This is a genomic window from Paenirhizobium selenitireducens ATCC BAA-1503 (assembly GCF_900492185.1).
GTDB lineage: Bacteria > Pseudomonadota > Alphaproteobacteria > Rhizobiales > Rhizobiaceae > Allorhizobium > Allorhizobium selenitireducens_A.
The window spans coordinates 1-19,112 of record NZ_UEYP01000012.1; the positions used below are offsets into that span (position 1 = coordinate 1).

At 63.4% G+C, this 19,112-nt stretch carries 18 protein-coding genes and 1 pseudogene; 3 read left to right on the forward strand and 16 right to left on the reverse strand.

Annotation, left to right across the window (positions count from 1 at the left end; translation table 11 throughout):
• Positions 1-241, reverse strand: a pseudogene (locus tag RHIZ70P_RS17230) (winged helix-turn-helix transcriptional regulator); the annotation flags it as partial.
• Between the two features lie 439 nt (positions 242-680).
• Between RHIZ70P_RS17230 and RHIZ70P_RS17235 the strand changes: the two are divergent.
• Positions 681-1,496, forward strand: a complete 816-nt coding sequence (locus RHIZ70P_RS17235; RefSeq protein ID WP_235842262.1) for a quinoprotein dehydrogenase-associated SoxYZ-like carrier — start codon at positions 681-683, stop codon at positions 1,494-1,496.
• A gap of 52 nt (positions 1,497-1,548) precedes the next feature.
• On the opposite strand, the gene RHIZ70P_RS17240 is transcribed toward RHIZ70P_RS17235, so the two are convergent.
• The 10 genes from RHIZ70P_RS17240 to nirK form a co-directional block, all read right to left on the reverse strand.
• Positions 1,549-1,899: a hypothetical protein gene (locus RHIZ70P_RS17240; RefSeq protein WP_115671722.1), complete on the reverse strand. Its 351-nt coding sequence runs from the start codon at positions 1,897-1,899 to the stop codon at positions 1,549-1,551.
• Positions 1,896-2,576, reverse strand: a complete 681-nt coding sequence (locus RHIZ70P_RS17245; protein ID WP_115671723.1) for a hypothetical protein — start codon at positions 2,574-2,576, stop codon at positions 1,896-1,898. Before RHIZ70P_RS17245 ends, RHIZ70P_RS17240 begins: the two co-directional genes overlap by 4 nt.
• A gap of 73 nt (positions 2,577-2,649) precedes the next feature.
• Positions 2,650-4,896: a PAS-domain containing protein gene (locus RHIZ70P_RS17250; RefSeq protein ID WP_115671724.1), complete on the reverse strand. Its 2,247-nt coding sequence runs from the start codon at positions 4,894-4,896 to the stop codon at positions 2,650-2,652.
• Positions 4,893-6,095: an FIST N-terminal domain-containing protein gene (locus RHIZ70P_RS17255; protein WP_115671725.1), complete on the reverse strand. Its 1,203-nt coding sequence runs from the start codon at positions 6,093-6,095 to the stop codon at positions 4,893-4,895. Before RHIZ70P_RS17255 ends, RHIZ70P_RS17250 begins: the two co-directional genes overlap by 4 nt.
• Before the next feature lie 11 nt (positions 6,096-6,106).
• Positions 6,107-6,796: a response regulator gene (locus RHIZ70P_RS17260; protein WP_115671726.1), complete on the reverse strand. Its 690-nt coding sequence runs from the start codon at positions 6,794-6,796 to the stop codon at positions 6,107-6,109.
• A 418-nt stretch (positions 6,797-7,214) separates the two neighbouring features.
• Complete coding sequence (locus RHIZ70P_RS17265; RefSeq protein ID WP_419178310.1) at positions 7,215-7,772, reverse strand: DUF922 domain-containing Zn-dependent protease; 558 nt, start codon at positions 7,770-7,772, stop codon at positions 7,215-7,217.
• Between the two features lie 191 nt (positions 7,773-7,963).
• Positions 7,964-8,407 (reverse strand): pseudoazurin, encoded by a 444-nt coding sequence (locus RHIZ70P_RS17270; protein ID WP_115671728.1) that lies wholly within the window; start codon positions 8,405-8,407, stop codon positions 7,964-7,966.
• A 128-nt stretch (positions 8,408-8,535) separates the two neighbouring features.
• Positions 8,536-9,237 (reverse strand): Crp/Fnr family transcriptional regulator, encoded by a 702-nt coding sequence (locus tag RHIZ70P_RS17275; protein ID WP_115671729.1) that lies wholly within the window; start codon positions 9,235-9,237, stop codon positions 8,536-8,538.
• A 93-nt stretch (positions 9,238-9,330) separates the two neighbouring features.
• Positions 9,331-10,227, reverse strand: coding sequence for an SUMF1/EgtB/PvdO family nonheme iron enzyme (locus RHIZ70P_RS17280; RefSeq protein WP_115671730.1), 897 nt, complete (start codon positions 10,225-10,227; stop codon positions 9,331-9,333).
• Between the two features lie 84 nt (positions 10,228-10,311).
• Positions 10,312-11,454, reverse strand: coding sequence for a copper-containing nitrite reductase (gene nirK / locus RHIZ70P_RS17285; protein WP_115671731.1), 1,143 nt, complete (start codon positions 11,452-11,454; stop codon positions 10,312-10,314).
• 223 nt (positions 11,455-11,677) lie between these two features.
• Between nirK and RHIZ70P_RS17290 the strand changes: the two genes are divergently transcribed.
• Complete coding sequence (locus RHIZ70P_RS17290; protein ID WP_419178311.1) at positions 11,678-12,931, forward strand: NnrS family protein; 1,254 nt, start codon at positions 11,678-11,680, stop codon at positions 12,929-12,931.
• Positions 12,932-12,987: 56 nt separating this feature from the next.
• Here RHIZ70P_RS17290 and RHIZ70P_RS17295 read toward each other — a convergent pair whose 3' ends face one another.
• The 4 genes from RHIZ70P_RS17295 to RHIZ70P_RS17310 all read right to left on the reverse strand — a co-directional run bounded on the left by RHIZ70P_RS17295 (position 12,988) and on the right by RHIZ70P_RS17310 (position 15,546).
• Complete coding sequence (locus RHIZ70P_RS17295; protein WP_115671733.1) at positions 12,988-13,308, reverse strand: metal-sulfur cluster assembly factor; 321 nt, start codon at positions 13,306-13,308, stop codon at positions 12,988-12,990.
• Positions 13,309-13,312: 4 nt separating this feature from the next.
• On the reverse strand, positions 13,313-13,834 hold the full coding sequence (locus tag RHIZ70P_RS17300; RefSeq protein WP_115671734.1) for a DUF2249 domain-containing protein: 522 nt from the start codon (positions 13,832-13,834) through the stop codon (positions 13,313-13,315).
• Positions 13,831-15,168 carry a hypothetical protein gene (locus tag RHIZ70P_RS17305; protein ID WP_235842263.1) on the reverse strand — a complete coding sequence of 446 codons (1,338 nt, stop codon included), beginning with the start codon at positions 15,166-15,168 and terminating at the stop codon, positions 13,831-13,833. Before RHIZ70P_RS17305 ends, RHIZ70P_RS17300 begins: the two co-directional genes overlap by 4 nt.
• A gap of 69 nt (positions 15,169-15,237) precedes the next feature.
• Positions 15,238-15,546 (reverse strand): DUF2249 domain-containing protein, encoded by a 309-nt coding sequence (locus RHIZ70P_RS17310; RefSeq protein WP_115671736.1) that lies wholly within the window; start codon positions 15,544-15,546, stop codon positions 15,238-15,240.
• 219 nt (positions 15,547-15,765) lie between these two features.
• Here RHIZ70P_RS17310 and hemN point away from each other — a divergent pair, with 219 nt between their 5' ends.
• Positions 15,766-17,118: an oxygen-independent coproporphyrinogen III oxidase gene (hemN, locus tag RHIZ70P_RS17315; RefSeq protein WP_115671737.1), complete on the forward strand. Its 1,353-nt coding sequence runs from the start codon at positions 15,766-15,768 to the stop codon at positions 17,116-17,118.
• Between the two features lie 84 nt (positions 17,119-17,202).
• Here the strand turns inward: hemN and RHIZ70P_RS17320 are convergent, their stop codons facing one another.
• Positions 17,203-19,101: a nitric oxide reductase activation protein NorD gene (locus tag RHIZ70P_RS17320; protein WP_115671738.1), complete on the reverse strand. Its 1,899-nt coding sequence runs from the start codon at positions 19,099-19,101 to the stop codon at positions 17,203-17,205.
• Positions 19,102-19,112 lie beyond the last annotated feature (11 nt).

The following is a 19,112-nucleotide window of genomic DNA, read 5'->3' on the forward strand; positions in this document are numbered from 1 at the left end:
GCTTCAGGGTGCGCTTCTGCTTGCGGCCCTTCTTCGATTCCGTCTTCAGCCAGGCCGACAGCCGATCCGCGAACGGATCAAGCTTGCTCGGCCGCTCCGGGACCTTGAACTTCGGCTCCACGCTGTCCAGGCGCAGGTACTTGCGGACAGTGTTCCGGGACAGGCCGGTCCTGCGGCAAATCTCCCGGATCGATAGATGCTCTCGAAAATGCCAGCGTCGGATTACGCTCAGTAACGCCATGTCGATCACTCCAGAGCCCCCGCTGAAACCTCGCGAGGGATGATTGAAACATGGGTCAAATCTCAGTGATAATTTCCCGCAATCCCGGGTCAGTTCTCAGTGCAAAACAACAGGGTGGCTTGGCGCGCACGCCCGCCTCGCAATCCGCTTGGCTCTCCGACGCATAGCCGGGCAAGAGTGCCGTCCGGCATCGCGGTTGCGCTGGCGTGCCGGCCTGCGCATCGCCCGATGCCAGCAGGCAGATTGCAACGAATGCCTCGAACACACCTCACCTCCGCATCCGTCTCCGCGACGGCCTTCGTCATCCAGCCTGCGACCGGCACACAAGCCCCGCAACACATCCGAAAGGCTTGGTTCTGCGCAACGGCGCCTGGGCGTATGATATGCTATCAAGCGGATCGGCACCGCGTCCGGTCCTTGGAAGAAGAGGGGCTCTGCCATGATGCGCCAGGTTCTAGCCGGAATGTCCTTCCTGCTCATCGCCGGGCTGGCCGTCGCCGAAGAGCCCGTCTCCGACAATCCGCTTGTCGAAGGCGCGACTTGGGCGACGATCAAGGATGCCATCGCCGGCGAGGTCCCGCTCAGCGACGGTTCCGCCCTACTGACGGTAACGGCGCCCTATCGCGCCAACGACGCGGCGACGGTGCCGGTCGTCATCGAACAAAGGGAGGCTGGCACCGGGCCGATACAGGCGATCAAGCTGGTGATCGACGAGAACCCCGCACCACTCGCCGCCGAAATCCGCTTCGGTCCCTCCATGATGCCGCTGAAGTTCGAGACCCGCGTGCGGGTCAACCAGTATTCCAACATCCGCGTCATCGCCGACACGCCGGACGGCAGCTACATGACCGGGCGTTTCGTCAAGGCTTCCGGTGGATGCTCCGCTCCCGCGACCAAGGATCCTTCCGCGGCGCTCGCCGGCATGGGCGAGATGCGGCTCAGATTGTTCGATTCCACCGCCCCGGCTCAAAGCGGGCGGCGCGAGGCGCAGATCATGATCCGCCACCCGAACTATTCCGGGCTACAGCGCGACCAGATCACCCAGCTCTTCATCGGTGCGCATTTCATCACCGAACTCGAAGTCCGCCAGGGCAAGGACCTGTTGTTCGCACTGGAGGGCGGAATCTCGATCAGCGAAAACCCGGTCTTCCGCTTCAGCTACCTGGACGACGGCTCACCCGATTTCGTGGTGCACGCTGTCGACACCGAGGGCAATGTCTTCGATCGGGTCCTGCCGAAGCGACCGCCGGCCTGAGCCGTCCTGGTCTGTCCCTGTCCTGTCCCGTCCTTAGACTTGGGTGGATGCTTCAGAAGCACAACATCTCGGCTTCCGCCTGGGCACGCCTGAGTTCGGCCACCATGGTCTGCGACACGACGGCGGTCTTGTACATGGCCAGTTGCTCACCGCTTCCCTGCTGCAAGGAAAGTACCGTCTCCGCCTCTACATATTTCTCGTAAGGCAGGATCGATGCGATGATGTCGATCGAACAGGCGCATTTGCGCAAGACCTCGCGGGTCTGTCCGTTGGTCGCCATGCAGCCGAAGACATAGTCGGTGCGCGCCTCGGTGGGATAGTCGTTTAGCCTCTCGGGCATGCCCTGCCCCCCGGCGGAGCCGGCCGCCAGTGCCAGGGCAAGGCCGATCAGGAGCCGCTTCATGGTTTCGCATTCCCGCCCTGGGTAAGAGTGATGGCGTTAGAATAACCGATATCGGCGGGCGTCGATCCCTCGGGAACGGACGCCTTCAACGAATAGTACCAGCCCGGCACATCCTGCGAGACGGTGACGGCGAGTGCCAGTTCGGCGAACCGCCCCATCTGCCCACGCGCCTTGTCCTCGGCGAAGGGCCGGATGGTCACCTGCCTTGCGGCAACGTCGCGATCACCGATACGAACCGAGACCGGCACGATCTCGGCATCCTTCAGCAGCGCCTCCTTGATGCGGTTGCGCATGTAGAACGGGCTCCCGCCCGACTGCTTTGCGATGTCCGCGACCGCAGTTTCGAGGAAGTACATGATCAGCGGGTTGCCGACCGATGCCGGGAAGGTGCCGATCATACGCATCTGCGGTCCACGATGCAGGATCAGCGCGGCATTGTCGTCCGAGGTCAACTGCAGGCCGATCGTGTCGGTGTCGCCAGATTCGTCCTTCTTGAGGGGTGAGACGATCCGGTCGTAGACGAGGATGTCTCGACCTTCTTCGCCTGCCGCCGGCGGGGGCGAGGCGAGAAGCCCGGCGAGCGCTCCCTTGCGGAACAGCAGATCATAGGTTTCCGCCGCCGACAGCGGCGCTGTCGACCCGCCGAACAGGGCGAGAAGAAGCAGAAAGACACGCATCGAAATCCTCCCTTTTCCTTAGAGCCTAGCCCCCTGCACCCGTTAGTCACCGCAGACATTGGTCGGTATTGGCTCAAGCCGCGCGGCCTCGGGTCTGCCAGTCGATCAATGCCCTCAGCCGGACGAGCTGGACGGGCTTGTTGAGCACGGTGAAAGACATTTCGCGGGCAAGAAGCAGGAGCTCGCGCTCACGGTTGGCCGAAATGATGACCGCCGGTATCTCCTCGCCGGCCATGGCCCGCAATGTCCGGATGGTGTCAATGCCGGTGTCCTCGTCGTCCAGCTGGTAATCCGCAAGCAGAATATCGGGCGGCGTGCCGATTTCCTGCATCAGCGCCAGGGCCTCCGCGGTCGAGCTGGCCGCCAACACGCTGGCCCCCCAGTTCTCCAGCTTTCTGGTCATGGCATTGAGCTCGTCGGCATCATTCTCGACCACCATGACGATCAGATCGAGGCTGCCCTCGGGCGGGGCCTCGGCGACCGGGCTCTCGCCATGCCCACCATATTCGGCAGCGGCAAGCGGCACTTCGATGGAGAACATGGTGCCATGGCCTGGGCGGGACTTGAGCTTCAGCGCATGATCGAGATGCCGGCAGGCGCGCTCGACGATCGACAGGCCGAGCCCCATGCCGGTGCCCTTGCCACCGCTGCCGCGGGTGAATTCCTTGAAAACCCGCGCCTGGTCATGGTCAGAGATGCCGATTCCGGTGTCCCAGACCTCGATGCGCAGCCGGCCTTCGGCCATGCGGCACCCGACAAGAACGCGGCCGCGTTCCGTATACTGGATGGCATTGACCACCAGGTTCTGCACGCAACGCATCAGGTAGCGCTGGTCGCTCGTCACCCAACGGGTCGTCGGCAGGATGGTGAGCTTGATGCCCTTCTCCGCCGCGAGCGGCGCCAGGTCTTCCGCCAGGCCCTGAAGCATATTCCCAAGGCTGAAGGACGTGACATTGAACTCGACGCCAGAGCTATCGAGACGCGAAATGTCGAGCAGCGCCTGTAGCAAGGTCTCAATCGAGTTGAAGGATCGATTGAGGCGGTTCACCACTTCCTTGGCTTCGGCCTGCTCGACCGTTTCTGTGAGGGTGGAGAGATAGAGCTTTGCGGCATTGATCGGCTGCAGCAGGTCATGGCTGGCCGCTGCGAGGAAGCGGGTCTTGGACGTATGCGCCGCCTCGGCCACTTCCTTCGCCTGCCGAAGCGCAGCCTCGATCTTCGTCTGCTCGGCGGCATGCTTCTGCAACAGCCGGTTCGCTTCGGTCAGCTCGGCGGTCCGCTCCCGCACGCGCCGTTCGAGAAGCGCGGCCGCCTCCGTCTCTGCGGTGATGTCCATGATCGAGACGATGAACCCGCCGTCGGGCAGCGAATGCACCCGCATGTCGAGGCTCATGCCGTCGCGCCGGCGAAAGCGCTGCTGGATCGTCTCGCCCCGCAAAAGCGCCTTGAACCAATTCGATATCTCCGGGTCCTGAGACGTCCTGTCGAGAATTTCATGCCGTTCGATGTGCTCGATGATGCGCTGGAACCGCGTTCCCTTCTTTAACAGCGGCAGCGGAATTCCGAGCAGTTCACCAAACCGCTCGTTGCGCACCAGAAGTTCGCCGGTCGAGGAGAAGGTGCACACGCCAAGCGACATATGGTCGAAGGCCGCCTGCAGCAGGTGCGCCTGCTGGTCGATAAGCCGGTTCTTCTCGCGACGGTTCTCGCGGACCAGGTCGGTGATTTCCGTCTGCAGCACCGCCATATTGTCGGAACTGGTCTGGCGATAGGAGATCTGGAACCAGCGATCGTTGCGCAGCGCCATGACGAAGGAGGAAAAACGCTGGCCGGAAGGCCCCTGGGCGGTCACGGCCAGCCGACCTCGCGCCTTTGATCCTTCGCCCTCCTCATGGACCAGGTATCGACTGGCATTGACGGCCGCGAGATAGTCGTCGAAGGCGAGACCCGGTTTGATGATCGACTCGACATCCGGCAGCAACTGGCGAAACTGGCTGTTGCAGACCTGTAGCCGGTCTTCGGAAAAGAGCGCGAAGCCCCCCTCCATGGCCACCATCGCGTCGGCGAGATTGCGCTGAATGCGCTCCTGCGCCTGATAGGCGATTTCCAGCTCGCTGGATGCCCGTCCGAGGGTATCCAGCGCCTTTTCCAGATCCTTGGTCTTCTCCCACACCTCGGCTTGCAGCGCGATGGCCGACTGGAACAGCGAATAGGCGGTGCCGCCGACCTCGTGGCCGCGCTCGGCGCGATTGATCAGCGCATCGATGATCTTCGCCTGCTTGGCGATCTGGATCTCATACGGATCATTGGGATCGATCACAGCGGCGCGCTCCCCCTGGGACGAAAGAAGGCGACGCCGACGAAGGTCTGGTTCACGTGCACGCCCAGATGCTGTTCGCCATAGGTGCTGAAGCCGACGACGCGGCGCTCGCGGAACCGGCCGGAAGCCTCGGCCTCCAGCCCCTTGCGGTCGATTTCCAGCTTGCGCAGATAGCAGTCGAAGCCGAGAATGAAGTCCGGCGGCTCTCCCTGCCGGTCGGTGACCGTCAGGCCGCTGTCCAGCGTGCGAATGATCTCCTTGCCGCGACCGAGCGTCAGCAGCAAGCCGTCATCGATCGCGGACAGAAAGGTCAGGCCATTCTCGCCGTGGATCTGCTGGATTGCCCGCACGTGATAGATATTGCCATTGCGCACGAGGACCGGGTTTTCGGCAAAGATGGTCGGCGAAAGGGCGCCGACTGGCACCTTGACCAGGCGCGCATACTCCTGCGCCGCGGGAGCGCCGTTGATCTCCAGCACCAGTCGCTCCTCGGGGACGGCCTTGGTCACGACCATCCGGCTCTCTGTGGGCTGGAAATGATCGAAACCGAGACCGCAGAAGGCGAGATCCGTCTCGAGCAGCAACAGCAGCGCCGCATTGCTGTGGAACTCGCCATTGCGCAGGACCTGGGTCCGCTCGAACCGCAGGCCGTCACCGGCCGAGCCGCCGAAGACGGGGATGTCCTTCAATCCCGCTTCCAGCGCCGCCACCAGGATGTCTTCCTGCTTCGACAGCCCGTCGGCGAAAATGAGCGCCAAACGCTGGCGCCCGGGCGTGGCGCGAAACTGCTCAGACAATCGCTCGGTCTGCTGCACCACCTCGGCGATAGACACTGGCGAAATGGGGACGAACAGTGTCGAGGCAACGCGGAAATGGCTGCGCTCGAAGGCAAGCGCCACCAGGGCGTCGTCTTCATAACCACGTGGCGTGATCTGTCCCGCCGTCGTGCAGCCGAAGACCACGGCATCCGGCAAGGCCGCCGGCAGTGCGGCGGCGAGGCCTTCGGGCGAAAGCCGGCTCGGCACGAACAGCAGGATGAAGCTCGGCCGGGCATGCGCGAGCTGGCGTCGAATCTCGGCAAGCGCCGTCACCGGGTCCTCGGCATGGGAAACCGCGATGCGGACGGCCTTCGCCGGCCGTTGATCCAGGTCCTCAAGGACCGCTGCGCTGCCCTGCGGATGGACAAGACCGGCCACCATCTGCGGCTCCGTCATTGCAGGCTGTGGCGGATCGAGACCTCTCGCACCAGCATGGCCGCCTGCGTGCGATTGTGCACGCCAAGACGCCGCAGCAGGGCGGTGATATGCGCCTTGACCGTCGCTTCCGCCAGCTGCATCTCATAGGCGATCAGCTTGTTCGGCATGCCTTCGCAGATCAGGCTGAGGATGCGGGTCTGCTGTTGCGACAAATGGGCGATCTTGCGCGATATGGTTTCCACGGATCGGTCGGTCGCTTGCGCCCGCGCCGGATGCGTGAACCCCGGCGGCACATAGGTCTTGCCGTTCCAGATGTCACGCATCGCATCCTGGAAGGTCTGGCGCCCCGTATCCTTCGGGATGAAGCCCGCCGCCCCGGCCGCAAGCACGGATTGGACGATGCCCTCCGTCGTGATCGCGGAAATGACGATGACCGGAATATCCGGTGTGCGCTCCTTGATCTTGAGGAAACCGCTCAAACCGGAGGCATCCGGCAAATTCAGATCAAGCATGATCAGATCGGGCGAGAAGCGCATCCGCAATTGCTGCAGCGCCTCGCCCAGCGAAGTCGCTGTTCGAATCCGTCGGGTATTGAATATGCTCTCCATCGTGGTGGCGAGAGCATCGCAATAGAGCGGATGATCGTCGATCACCAACGCCGATTTTATCGAAAGCAAGTGGTCGGACATTTCGGCCCGCGACATGGCTTTCCTCCCAAAAATACTTCCTGATTGTCATCAGCGGAGCAGCCTCCAACCGCCCCGTATGCCATGGATAATACTTCCGCTCCCTAGCGTGGTCGGGCTCTCCCAAACGCAACCACACGTAATTTGTTGCACAGAATTGGGGGTTGCGCAATTGCCGAGGTGACCGTCCTGATGTTGCTCGCCGGGCGGCCGATGCCGACGGCTAACTTATTGTAAATAAGCTATATTTCATATAACTTTTCGGATCTTTAAGTTAGTCTAACCTTACTCTTCACTTGGGATTGTGGCGTAATGGCGTACGGGCCTGGGCAGCGTCTCCACGGAAAACCTCGGATTGTTCTCCATTCGCCCCGGTCGACCCGCCACCGCCGGACACAACCACTTTGCGTGTCAATGTGAACCGGTGAGCCGCCGGCTATCCACCGTTCACCAATTGCAGGATCAGCGTGTGCACATTCCCGCCGGGATTGAGTTCTTCGCGATCGAAATCTCGGCTGCGCTGGCGCTGTTCATTAGAAAGCGCGCCCAGCCGCCTCGTCATTTCTTCCCGGATCTTGCGGCACTTGGGATCGCCGGGCACCGTCAAGCCGACGGTCGCCGCCTCGATCTTTCGCACCATGTCGATGATGTAATCGCCATGCACCCGTTCGTGCTCGGTCACGCCCGCAATGAAGCTGTTCCAGTTCCCCTGGACCGGGCCCGGCAGGGGATTTGCCGCCTTTGGCAGAACATAAGTGATGATGAGCTTCGGTCTGGCGCTCGCCAGCACGCATGTGTCACCGCGGGTTTCATATTTCCGGCTCCACGTCAGGGCGAAGCTGGTATGGGCGATCGACCGGACCCCGATGGCCAGCTTCGGACCCCTGGCGCCAATCGATTCATAGAGCTCCGGTCCATTCTTTCCCGTGACGGAGTAATTCTGGACCTTTTCAACAGGCTGCCATTCATTCGCGGCAGCCGATCCGGCGACCATCAGGCCGGCGATGATCAGACCATATGCGATACATGCTTTCACGCGTCTGTCCTGCTTGTGCTTCATCCTCAGACTAGAAGCAAAGCCATGGTGACGCAATCTGCGGCACGCCGTGCGCCCTCGGGCCGCGCGCATGAAAGAGCCCGTTCCGGTTGAGCCGGAACGGGCTTGCAGAGGCGAGTGACCCGACCTTACTTGAGCGAAGCCAGCGCGGCGGTGAGACGTTCCTGAGCCTTCTTCGGCACCTTCACGCCCTTGTAGGCTTCAAGGTCGGCCGGCGCATCGCCGACGACCACCAGGGCGACCATGCCCATGCCCACATGCGGCGCGCACTTCACGCCATAGGCGCCCGGAACGTCGAAGGTCACGGTGATCTTCTCGTTCATCTTGCCCTTGAACTCGGCGGCACCTTCCGGATGCAGACCCTTGATGATCTCGGCATTGTGACCCTTGTCGGTCGGGACGAAGGTGACGGTGTCGCCGGCGGCGATCTTCACACCGGCCGGTTCGAAGACCATGGCGCCGTCCTTGCCCTTGTTCAGCATGAAGACTTCGTGGTCGGCAGCGGCGGCGGAACCGGCAAAGGCTGCAAGCACGACAGCGGTGGCGGCAAGGCGCTTCAACATCATGGACATTTCTCTATCTCCTTGAAATCAGGACCCTTCGGATCCGTTGGAACAGGAGATACGATGTTCAGGGTGAGGCTTCTTTGAGCTTGCGCAACTAACAAAGCGCAAATTGCAGAACATTCTCATTCGCAGGCTCACGAGTGATCCTTGAGCCCTTCGGCCAATTCGGACAGGCCCGGGATATTGCGTACAAGCAGTTTCTGCCGCCCGCCTTCGACAAGGCCTAGGCCTTCCCATGCGCTGAGAATGCGCGACACGGTATGCAGTGTCGTCCCGGTCATCTCGGCAATGTCCTGGCGTGAAATCGGGAAGTCGATCCGGATGCCGCCTTCCTCCTTGCGACCCGCTTTGCGCGCCAGCCGCAGCACCACATGGGCCACGCGCCGCTCGACCTCCTGGGTCGACATTTCGCGGATACGCGTATGCGCCTCCTCGAGCCTCTGCCCGATGGTCTGCATCGCCGTCACCGCAAGCCGGGGATTGTGTTCGACGAAACTGGGCCACAGATCGGTCGGCCAGCCAAGCGTCAGGCTTTCGGCCGCGGCGATCGCCGTTCCCGGATAGTCGGTGCGCTGAAGCGCCTTGGCAAAACCGAAGAGATCACCGGGATGTACGACCCGCACGATGATCTGCTGGCCGTCTTCGGTCACCTGCGTCACCTTCAGGCGTCCGTGCAGCAGCAGATAGAAGCTGACCGCCGGCTGACCCTGTTCGAAAACCGATTCACCCTGAGGAACCCGCCGGGCTGCGGCGTGGCCAAGAAGCTTGTCGAGATCCTCGTCGCTCATCCGGTCGAACAGGGGAAGAGCCTTGACGACGGTCCGATCGATCTTCACCGCCGCTGTTCCTTTCTGCGCGCGCCCGTCGCCCGGAAAAGCCGGGCGGCGAGCGATACAATTCATGGCTACAAACTGAATTGCCCTTCTAGACTAGGATGCCGCGTGACGAAAGGTAAAAACTAGCCTCGAATACCAGGTATTGTCCCGAACCAGCCGGAAGCCGACATTGTCCGGCGGCGTTCCGACCGAGCATCCGCCGCTTTTCGGGTCGCGGATGAAGGAGCTGAGCGGGGACCGGTGCTTGCCGGATGCGATGTAAATGCCGCAGCTCTCGCTGGCGCTGGCTGTCACCCCGCCCTCCGCGAGCGTGACCTTGCGGTTGCAGGTCGTCGTCCATTCCCAGACATTGCCGGCGAAATCGGCAAGACCGTATTCGCCCTCGCCGAAGCGCCCCAGGGACTGCGGCGTCGGATCACGGGACGCCTTGCGCGAGGCCTCCCGCTGGTAGTCGGCCAACCAGCGCAGCGCCGGGTTCTTGCTGTCGGGATCGACCCCGAGGGCATCGTCGGGGAATTTCGACCCGGCCGCGAAGGCGAGGTCCTCGTCGCTGGGCAGGGTCCAGACAGCATTGGTACGGCGGCTCAGCCACAGGGCATAGGCCGTGGCATCATCATGGCTGATGCCGGTGGCCGGCAGGTCCAGCGAGGACGGGGTTTGCTGCTCGCGAGCAGGGCAAGCCCCCTCGGCCACGCAAGCGTCATATTCGGCGGTGGTGACCTGATATTTCATGATGTCGAGCGTCCGCGTCCGCTTGATCTCCACCTTCGGCGCATCGACGGCAAAGCCGTTCTTGTAGAACTCGCCGGCGGGTCGATAGGTGAAGCTGTGCGGCTCGATGCGGATGGTGGCGGGTACCGGGATATCGGTCGTGGCCGGCCGGAACAGCCCGGCTTGAAAGGCAAGCCCTCCGGCAAACGCCAGCATCAGCAAGGCCGGCAGGGCGATCGAAACGCTCGATGAAAGATGGGGTGAGCTAAGAGCGGACATGACGACCTTCCAGAGGCAGTCGATTGATTTGGGAAGAGACCCATGCCCGCACAGCGCGCGGGCATGGGCTTAAGCATCGGCCGATCAGCTGGCCGAGGGAGCGAGAACCGAGGTCATCAGATCGTCGTTCCAGTCGCCCGTAACGGCGAAGTGGGCGGCGGCACCGAGTTCGAAGGCCTCGATCAGGTTGTGGTTGACATAGGCGTAGATGCCCGGCTGCAGGAAGGTGTAATAGGCAGCCCCGGCAGCGCCACCCGGGATGAACCAGGTTTCCTGGTCGGTTTCCGGCGGGTTGTGGAACTTGCCGGTGGCCCAGACATAGTCGCCATGGCCGCCGATCAGGTGCGGACGGGTGTCGCGGTTGGCCTGCGAATGGACGATCAGCACGCGATCACCAACTTCGGCCTTGAGGGCATTTTCGCCGGTCAGGGCGCCGACCGCGCCGTTGAAGACGATATGGCTGGGGGTCAGGGTGCGCATGACCTGCAGGACGTCCTGATAGGCGTCGCCGGCAGTCTCATACTTCTTGAAATTGCCCTTCTCGTCCTTCGGCACATAGAAATCCTGTTCGCCGACATAGTAGACCTTGTCATAGACCAGCTCGTTGCCCTTGTGATCCTTCAGGCCGTCGCGCGGCAGAACCATCATCGCGCCATTCATACCCGAAGTGACGTGCCACGGAACCATGCCGGGAGGTGCGCAATGGTAGACGAAGACGCCGGCCTTGGTGGCCTTGAACCGCAAGATGGTCTTCTCGCCGGGGTTGACGATAGTGAGTGCACCGCCACCCAGGGCACCGGTCGAGGAGTGGAAGTCGATATTGTGCTGCAGCGTGTTGGTTTCGGGATTGATCAGCGTCAGCTCGACATAGTCGCCTTCATGGACGACCATCAGCGGGCCGGGGACCGAACCGTCGAAGGTCATGGCATGAACCTCGGTTCCCTGGTCATCGACGATGAGCTTCTTTTCCTCGATGGTCATGGTGAACTCGACCACCTTCGGTCCGCCCTCGGCCTTTTGCGTGTGGGCATGGACGAAGGGAGGCTTGACCAGGTCGACCTTGACGCGGGGAAGCTTGGCGATGTCGGCAGCGGTCGCGGAAGCGTTGGTCTTGATGTTGCCGCCTTCGGCGCGAGCTGCGGTCGGCATGACGATCGGCGCCAGTGCGCCGGCGAAGGCCGCACCGGCCAGGATCGTGCGGCGAGTTACCTGAAACTTCTCGGTCATCGGATTATCTCCTTTAGAGTAGAGCGGAGCGAATGTCGTCCGGTCGAGAATGGTTTTACGCCCGCACTGCACTGCGCAATTTGTGCCAGCACAAACTTCCTCTGGCGCGGGTCCCCCTGCGTCATTTTGGCAGAAACCGTGCTTTGGAAGACGCTGAATATATTGACAGAACAATGTTTTGCTTGCGCGCGATCAAAGAGAATTGGTGCATCGCACCGTATCAATGCTTGCGCTTTATCAAAACCACGGAGCCTCCCCCATGGCCGGTCCACAGAAACGACGTAGCGGCGGCATTCCGCGCGGCCTGGCGACAACCGGCCCGGTCCTCTTCTCCTATGGCTTCCGGCCGTTCTTCCTCGGCGCCGCCCTGATGGCGATCATGGTGATGGCCCTGTGGATTCTCGCCTTGACATGCGGACTGCCGGTTGGCGGCTCCTATGGCGCCGCGCATTGGCATGCCCATGAAATGCTGTTCGGTTTTGCCCCCGCGGTGGTGGCGGGCTTCCTGCTGACCTCCGTCCCGAACTGGACGGGTCGGCTCCCGGTCTCCGGCCGCCCTCTGATGGCGCTATTCGGCCTGTGGGTCGCAGGCCGCATCGTGCTGCTGCAACCCGACCTGAGCGGTATCGGGATCGCCATTGCCATTGACAGCCTGTTCCTGCCCGCACTGCTCCTGATCTTCGCCCGCGAAATCGTCGCGGGGCGAAAATGGAAGGACCTCAAGGTTCTGATAGTGCTGGCCTTACTGTCCGCCGCCAATATCGGATTTCATGTGGCGGCACTGATCGGTGAACACGGCGGCTTGGCCCAGAGACTGGCTGTTTCGGCCTATACCGTCCTCATTATGATCATGGGCGGCCGCATCATTCCCAGTTTCTCGCGCAACTGGCTGAACCAGCGCGGGGAAAAGCTGTTCCCGATCCCCTTCAGCACCTTTGACACCGTCGCGATCGCCGGCGGAGCCATGGCGCTCGGCGGCTGGACGCTATTGCCAGAGAGCCACCTGACGGGCCTGATCGCCCTTGTCGCCTTCGGCCTGCACATCGTGCGCCTGAAACGCTGGCGAGGGCACGCAGTCTTTGCGGAAAAACTGCTCTTCATCCTGCACACCGCCTACGCCTTCATCCCCTTGGGGTTTCTGGCGATCGCACTGGGCACACAAGACTATCTTGGCGCCAATTCGGTACTCCATGTGCTGACGGTCGGTGCCATGGCAACGATGATGCTGGCCGTCATGACCCGCGCAACCAGAGGCCACACCGGCCGTGTCCTGGCCGGCTCCCGCACCACGACATTTTCATACGCGTCGATCCTGCTCGCCGCACTCCTGCGGCCCGCGGCCGACCTCATGCCGAACCATATGACGACACTCTACGCGGCGGCAGGCTTGTTCTGGATCGCTGCATTCGCTCTGTTCGTCGTCGAGTACGGGCCGATGCTGACCCGCGTCCGGCGCGTCGGGCTGGCCGATCGCTGAGACCCACAGTCCGGCGTTCACGCTGCTGCATCTCAAACCATGTCGATCATCGGTGATCAGTGACGGACGGTTGCCGGAAAGACGCCGGACCGGATGAGATCGGGCGTCCAATGCGGGATGTAGGTCAGTTCCACAACCGCCGCATTGACCCCGTCGACCGCCTCGACGGCCGCCTGCACCGCCTGTTGCAGGAATCCGGCGGCAGGGCAGCCACGCGACGTTGTCGTCATGACGACGAGCGCTCTGCCGCCGACATCGACCGTCACATCGTAGATCAGGCCGAGATCGACAATATTGCCGCCGATCTCGGGATCCGTGATCCCCTTGAGCGCGGCGACGATTTCTCCAGCAAGCCCCGGCAGGCTGTCGACGTCCATCACCTCACTCCTGCGTCTCGCCGATGCGGATAAGCATGCGATAGGCGGTTCCCGTCTCGTCGTAATTGCCGACCCACTGGTGACCACGCTTTTCCAGTTCCGGCATCAGGAACACCGGCTCGCGCGACAGCAAGGCGAACAGCACCTCGCCGGGATCCATGAGTTCGGTCTTGGACAGAATGCGCGCCATCGGCTCTGGCGGATCGAGCTCGGTCAGGTCGAGGTGGAAAACCGGTTCGGCCCACGTCGCCGCGGACACCGCATCGTCGGAAACCGCGACATCGGCCGGCCCGCCCGCTTCGGGCGTAAACAGCACCTCCCATTCGCCACCGCCGATTTCCGATGCCTCGTGCGAGAAGCCGCGCTGTCCCATGACGCGAAACAGCGGTTCGGGCTTGAACGTGGCGATGAGGCGAAGTCCCTCGCCCGGCTTGAGGGACTGAACGGCTTCCATGATCGCCTGGAACGGTTCACCGCCATTGCGCAGGATCGGCCGGACGTCGAGTTCTTTGTAGGCGTGTGTCATCTGGACCTCGTGGGCTGAAGGGACGGCAGGAAGAAATTGGGACGGATGGCTCCGGCAGGCAAGCGTTTGTCGGGCACTATTTCCAGAAGCCGGCGCGTGCGCAGGAATTCGGCGACCAGCGCGATGCTTCCGCCAAGCTGCAATCCGGCGCCGGCGCGAAAGAGCAAGCCCTGATCGAGCGCCAGCGCCAGGGTCGCCAGCAGCACCCCGGCGTGGAACAACAGGAACCAGCGCCGGCCGCGCGGCTCACTGACGAGATCCTGCACGCGCGGGGTGGGAACGCGCCCCAGGACAGGCCCGTAGCATTCGAGCCAGGTCAGGAAGGGAATGATCTTGAAGAGCTTGGCGAGGCCGAGCCCCGTCAGCCATCCGAAACCAAGAAGATAGACGATGGGGGCGATGTCGGTTGCCAGACGCCCGGCCACCGCTGCCACACCGAGCCAGCCCGCGCCGACAAAAAGTGCGGCAAAGGCTGCGATGCTGGCAAGACTGTTGAGCTCGAGCTTCGGCCGCCGACGGGCATGATAGATGGCATGAAGATCGACGGCGTAGAACCCCAGGGCGGTGAGGCAAAACACAAGGGCCAGAGTCAGGGCCGACGTTACGAAGCCAGCATCACCATCGTTTGCCGACAGGAACACGGCGGCCAGCAGCATGGCGATCGACGCCGCGCCCGCCAGCCAGACCCGCCTGGCTCCGCGGGAGGCGCTATCCGGCGACAGCAGGAACATTGGCAGCAGCTTGTAGCTGACGCCGACCGCCGAGACCGTCAACCAGCCGCCAAGGCCGAGCGCCGCATGCAGCGGCAGCCCGGTCGGCAGGAAACCGGTCCAGGACGACGGCAGATAGCCGGAGAGGGCGAGCGCGAATGTCGCCCCGAGCCCGAGCGTCGCCAGCAGCGCGACCAGTCCGAGGCCGACAAATTGGGCCGGCAGGGCTAACGGCCATGCACTGGCAAGCGTGATGCCGACAATGCCGGCGATCGTCAGGTAGCCTGCGGAAAGGCCCAGGGCGCCGAACGAGAGCAGCGGGGCCGCGAAAGCCCCGCCCCTGTCCATGAGCATGAAGCCGAGCACGAGTGAGGCCTCCCCGATGACGATTGCAGCGAGGCCCGGCAGTGCCGCGCCGCCGCCCTTCAAAGGCTTGGCCACCAGAACCGGCACGAACTGCAGCAAGGCGCCGGACATCAGCAGACCGAACCAGCCGGTGGTCATGAGATGAACGACAGCCAATGTCGGCGGCGCCTCGATCGCTGCTCCGGGATAACCGTAGCCCGTGAGCAGCAGTCCCTCGGCCAGCAGCAGAAAGACGCAGCCGGCCGCGAAATAGGCCATCGTCCAGCGGGAAAGGCTCGCACCCGGCATGTCCGTCTCCTCATTGCGGCGCCGTCGACGGCGATCCGCTCAATGGGCCCCGCCGCAGCCGCAACCGCAATTGGACCCGGTATCGGCGCCGACCGCGGCCGCCGCGTTCAGCCGTTCGATCGCCACCCGCCACACCTCAGGGCCCTGCTCGAGATATTCCCAGCCGAACAGGCCGGAGAAGTTCGACTGCAGATGATACTGAAGCGGACGGGGATCATGATCGCTGGTGATCAACATTGCCGCCCCCGGCGGCAGTGCATGCAGCATTCCGAAAATCCGCGGATGGCGTTCCGGCGGCGGAATGAGGCGCACGTCGATATGGGGCCTGGTCTCTGCAATATCGGTCATTGGTTCGTCCTGTCTCCGTTCGACCCGCAAATCATCATCGACGGCCCGGGCCCGGCCGATGCCTTGGATCTAGCCCCAAGCCTCGGAATCGACCTTGTCGCCGCGCAAATAAAACGGCGAAGGCGAACTTGGCCTTTCGCCTCGTTCCTTGGGATTTGGCAAAGAGCAAGAATGCGATCGGGTTTAGGCAAGGGATAATTGTGAACCCGGAGTAGCCCCATGTCCCGCGAACTGATCGAAAAATACGGAGAGGCCCGCCTGCCCCGCTACACCAGCTATCCAACCGCACCGCGCTTTGCCCCGGGCATCGGTGCCGGCACCTATGGCGACTGGCTGGCCGCCATACCGTCCAGCGAGGTCGTCTCGCTCTACCTGCACATCCCCTTTTGCCGGTCGATGTGCTGGTATTGCGGTTGTCACACCTCGATCACCCAGAAAGACCAGCCCATCCTCGACTATCTCGACGTGTTGAAGCGCGAGATTCGACTGGTGGCGAAGGCGGCCGGCAAACCGCTGAAGGTCGGCCAGATCCATTTCGGCGGCGGCACGCCGACTATCATGACGCCGCAGGAATTCCTCGATCTGTCGATCTTCCTGCTGCAGGAGTTCGACATCACCTCATCCGCCGGCATCGCGGTTGAAATCGACCCGCGGACGCTGACGCCGGCGATGATCCGGGCGCTCGGCCAGTCCGGCGTGACGCGCGCCAGCCTCGGCGTCCAGAGTTTCGATCCGGTGGTGCAAAAAGCGATCAACCGAATCCAGACCGAGGAACAGACGGCCGAGGCAACCCGCGGGCTGCGCGCCGCCGGTATCGACGGCATCAATTTCGACCTGATCTACGGCCTGCCGCACCAGACGGTGAAATCCTGCATCGAGACAGCCAGGGCGGCGATCGCCATGCGGCCCGACCGCTTCGCCGTGTTCGGCTATGCCCATATCCCTTCATTCAAGAAGCACCAGCGGCTGATCGACGAAAACGCCCTGCCGGACGCCGCCGCGCGCCATGCCCAGGCCGAAGCCATCGCCGAGACGCTGGTCGCCGCCGGCTACCGCCGCATCGGCCTCGACCATTTCGCCCTGCCGCAGGACGATCTGGCGCGCGCCGCCGAAACCGGCAACCTGCACCGCAATTTCCAGGGCTATACGACGGATGCCTGCAAGACCCTGATCGGGCTCGGCGCCTCGGCCATCGGTCGCACCTCCGAAGGCTATGTCCAGAACGACGTGGCGATCGGCCAATATGCCCAGCGCATCGCCTCCGGCCAGCTCGCCACCGCCAAGGGTTACCGCCTGACGGCGGAGGACCGGCTGAGAGCACAGGTGATCGAACGACTGATGTGCGACTTCCGCGCCGATCTGGCGGACCTGTGCGCGCAGCACGGCTTCGCCGTCGACCAATTGCTGTCCGGCAATGCCATGTTCCAGCGCCTGCTGGAAGACGGGATCACCGAAATGGCCGAGGGGGTCATCACCGTCAAGGATGATTGCCGCTTCATCATCCGCGCGGTCGCGGCCAGCTTCGACGCCTATCTCGACCAGTCGGCGCGAACTCATTCCAAGGCGGCCTGAACCGCCGAATCTACCCCTGAACAAGAAGAGGCCCGGCACCACCCCGATGCCGGGCCTCCCTTTGCGTGCCTTGCCGTGTCCGCCTCAGCCGGCAAGGCCGCGATAGATGGCCGGCAGGGCCGCCGGCAACCGGGCGATGTTCGACACCACGGCATAGCCGTGCTGGCCGAAGATCGCCGGCACATAGGATTTCGCGTCGCGGTCGACCGTCACGCCGAACACCCTGACACCCTTGCGTCGCGCCTCGATGACCGCGCGGCGACTGTCTTCGAGCGCAAAGCGCCCCTCGTAGTGATCGACGTCATTGGGCTTGCCGTCGGTGAGCACGAGCAGCAGCTGCCGCCGGTTCGGCTGCTCGGTGAGCTTGGCCGTGGCATGGCGGATGGCCGCGCCGATCCGGGTGTAATAGCCGGGCTTCAGCGCCGCGATGCGGTTCTCCACCACGGGCCCCATCTTCTCGCCGAAATCCTTGACCGTCTCGACGCGCACCCAGGAGCGGCGGCGCGACGTGAATGTCAGGATCGAGTGATTGTCGCCGCAAGCGGCAAGTCCGTTGGCCAGCACAAGAAGTGCTTCCTTTTCGACGTCGAGCACCCGCAGGTCGTCGAACCACGCATCCGTGGACAACGAAACATCGACGAGCAGGGTGACGGCAAAGTCATGCGCCTGCGGCCGGCTCATCAGGTGGATGCGGTCGCTGCCCTCGCCGCCGGCCTTGAGGTCGGTCCGGCTGCGCACCACGGCGTCGAGGTCGAGATCGGCGCCGTCGAGCTGGGCCCTCAGCATCTCGTGCTTCGGCCGCAGCACCTCGAATTGACGGCGCACGCGGCGGATCAGGCTCTTCATCGCAGCGCTCGCTTCCGGGCCTTGCGCCTCCTCGGGCGCGGGTCCCGCCAGCACGCGGCAATAATCCTTGAGATAGGCGTTGCGCCGATAGTCCCACTCCGGATAGCTCAGCTCCGCCGTCAGCGGCGTCCGGTCGAGCGCCTCGGGCGGAAGATCGAGATCGAAGCGGAAGCGGGCCGACGGACGACCCTTGCGCTCGCCGAGCGTCATCTCGTCCAGTTCCTCGGCAGCCGCCGCATCGTGATCGTCGCTGTCGTCACCGGGGCGATCGACATTGACCATCTCCGCCATGGCGAGGATCTTCTCGAAACGGTTGAGAATGAAAGGGCTGCGGTCCTTGTCGCGGCCGTCGCTCTTTTCGCGGGTCGCGATCTGGCGTCCGGTCGTGGCGCCCTGACGGTCCCCGCCGGCGGCCGGCCTGTCCTCTTCCGTGCGCGGCGCGCTCTCCTCGCGCAGCAGCGCATCGGGCCAGAGCGGCACGGGCATCATCGGCAGGTAGCCGGGCGGCGCCCTGGTCGGCAAGGGTTCGGGATAGGCGAGCGGCGCAAGCCCTGCCCCCTCGCGCAAAAGGTCGATGATGCGGTCCTCGACCAGTCGCTCGACGCGCGGCAGCTTGCCGCGCTGCCTCTCCACCAGGACGGCGGTGCAAAGCGTGCGATAGCGGGACCTGAGACCGGGAAAACGCTCGAGCACCGCCTGAGCCGTTTCGCCGGCCCGGTCGATCAAGGCAAGGTCGCGGGCCAGCGGATCGCTGGCCGAGACCGGATTGAGCGGCATGACTGCCATGGCGGCAGCCAGCCAGACATAGAGATCGCGGTTGAGCTCGGCCTTGGGCAGTAGATCGAGCACCGGCGGCAGCATGACGGTCGCGTGATCGCGGCCGGGCTGAACCAGCTTCTCCTCGCCGAGACCCAGTCGTTGGCGAAACTTCAGGCGATGGCTCGAGGTTCGTCCGCGCGCCGGGGCGAGTTGCACGGCGCGCTCACCACCGAAGCCGCGAAAGCAGACAGACAGCACCGGCTGGACCTCCTCGAGCAGGACGGCGGCCTCCGGATAGCGCGGCCATGTGCGGGTATTTCCGGCGATGTTGTGCCAGGCGCGCCCGACGGTCTCTTCCAATTCCAGGAAGTCCAGCATGATGCACCTCT

Excerpts from the sequence above, each read along its gene's own strand:
- RHIZ70P_RS17280 (WP_115671730.1), bottom strand. The coding sequence starts at position 10,227 with ATGTCCGCTCTTAGCTCACCCCATCTTTCATCGAGCGTTTCGATCGCC.
- RHIZ70P_RS17240 (WP_115671722.1), bottom strand. The coding sequence starts at position 1,899 with ATGAAGCGGCTCCTGATCGGCCTTGCCCTGGCACTGGCGGCCGGCTCC.
- RHIZ70P_RS17295 (WP_115671733.1), bottom strand. The coding sequence starts at position 13,308 with ATGGACGTCGACAGCCTGCCGGGGCTTGCTGGAGAAATCGTCGCCGCG.
- RHIZ70P_RS17305 (WP_235842263.1), bottom strand. The coding sequence starts at position 15,168 with ATGGCCTATTTCGCGGCCGGCTGCGTCTTTCTGCTGCTGGCCGAGGGA.
- hemN (WP_115671737.1), top strand. The coding sequence starts at position 15,766 with ATGTCCCGCGAACTGATCGAAAAATACGGAGAGGCCCGCCTGCCCCGC.
- RHIZ70P_RS17255 (WP_115671725.1), bottom strand. The coding sequence starts at position 6,095 with ATGGTGGCCGGTCTTGTCCATCCGCAGGGCAGCGCAGCGGTCCTTGAG.
- nirK (WP_115671731.1), bottom strand. The coding sequence starts at position 11,454 with ATGACCGAGAAGTTTCAGGTAACTCGCCGCACGATCCTGGCCGGTGCG.
- RHIZ70P_RS17320 (WP_115671738.1), bottom strand. The coding sequence starts at position 19,101 with ATGCTGGACTTCCTGGAATTGGAAGAGACCGTCGGGCGCGCCTGGCAC.
- RHIZ70P_RS17310 (WP_115671736.1), bottom strand. The coding sequence starts at position 15,546 with ATGACCGATATTGCAGAGACCAGGCCCCATATCGACGTGCGCCTCATT.
- RHIZ70P_RS17265 (WP_419178310.1), bottom strand. The coding sequence starts at position 7,772 with ATGGTCGCCGGATCGGCTGCCGCGAATGAATGGCAGCCTGTTGAAAAG.
- RHIZ70P_RS17290 (WP_419178311.1), top strand. The coding sequence starts at position 11,678 with ATGCTTGCGCTTTATCAAAACCACGGAGCCTCCCCCATGGCCGGTCCA.
- RHIZ70P_RS17245 (WP_115671723.1), bottom strand. The coding sequence starts at position 2,576 with ATGCGTGTCTTTCTGCTTCTTCTCGCCCTGTTCGGCGGGTCGACAGCG.
- RHIZ70P_RS17235 (WP_235842262.1), top strand. The coding sequence starts at position 681 with ATGATGCGCCAGGTTCTAGCCGGAATGTCCTTCCTGCTCATCGCCGGG.
- RHIZ70P_RS17300 (WP_115671734.1), bottom strand. The coding sequence starts at position 13,834 with ATGACACACGCCTACAAAGAACTCGACGTCCGGCCGATCCTGCGCAAT.
- RHIZ70P_RS17260 (WP_115671726.1), bottom strand. The coding sequence starts at position 6,796 with ATGTCGCGGGCCGAAATGTCCGACCACTTGCTTTCGATAAAATCGGCG.
- RHIZ70P_RS17270 (WP_115671728.1), bottom strand. The coding sequence starts at position 8,407 with ATGTCCATGATGTTGAAGCGCCTTGCCGCCACCGCTGTCGTGCTTGCA.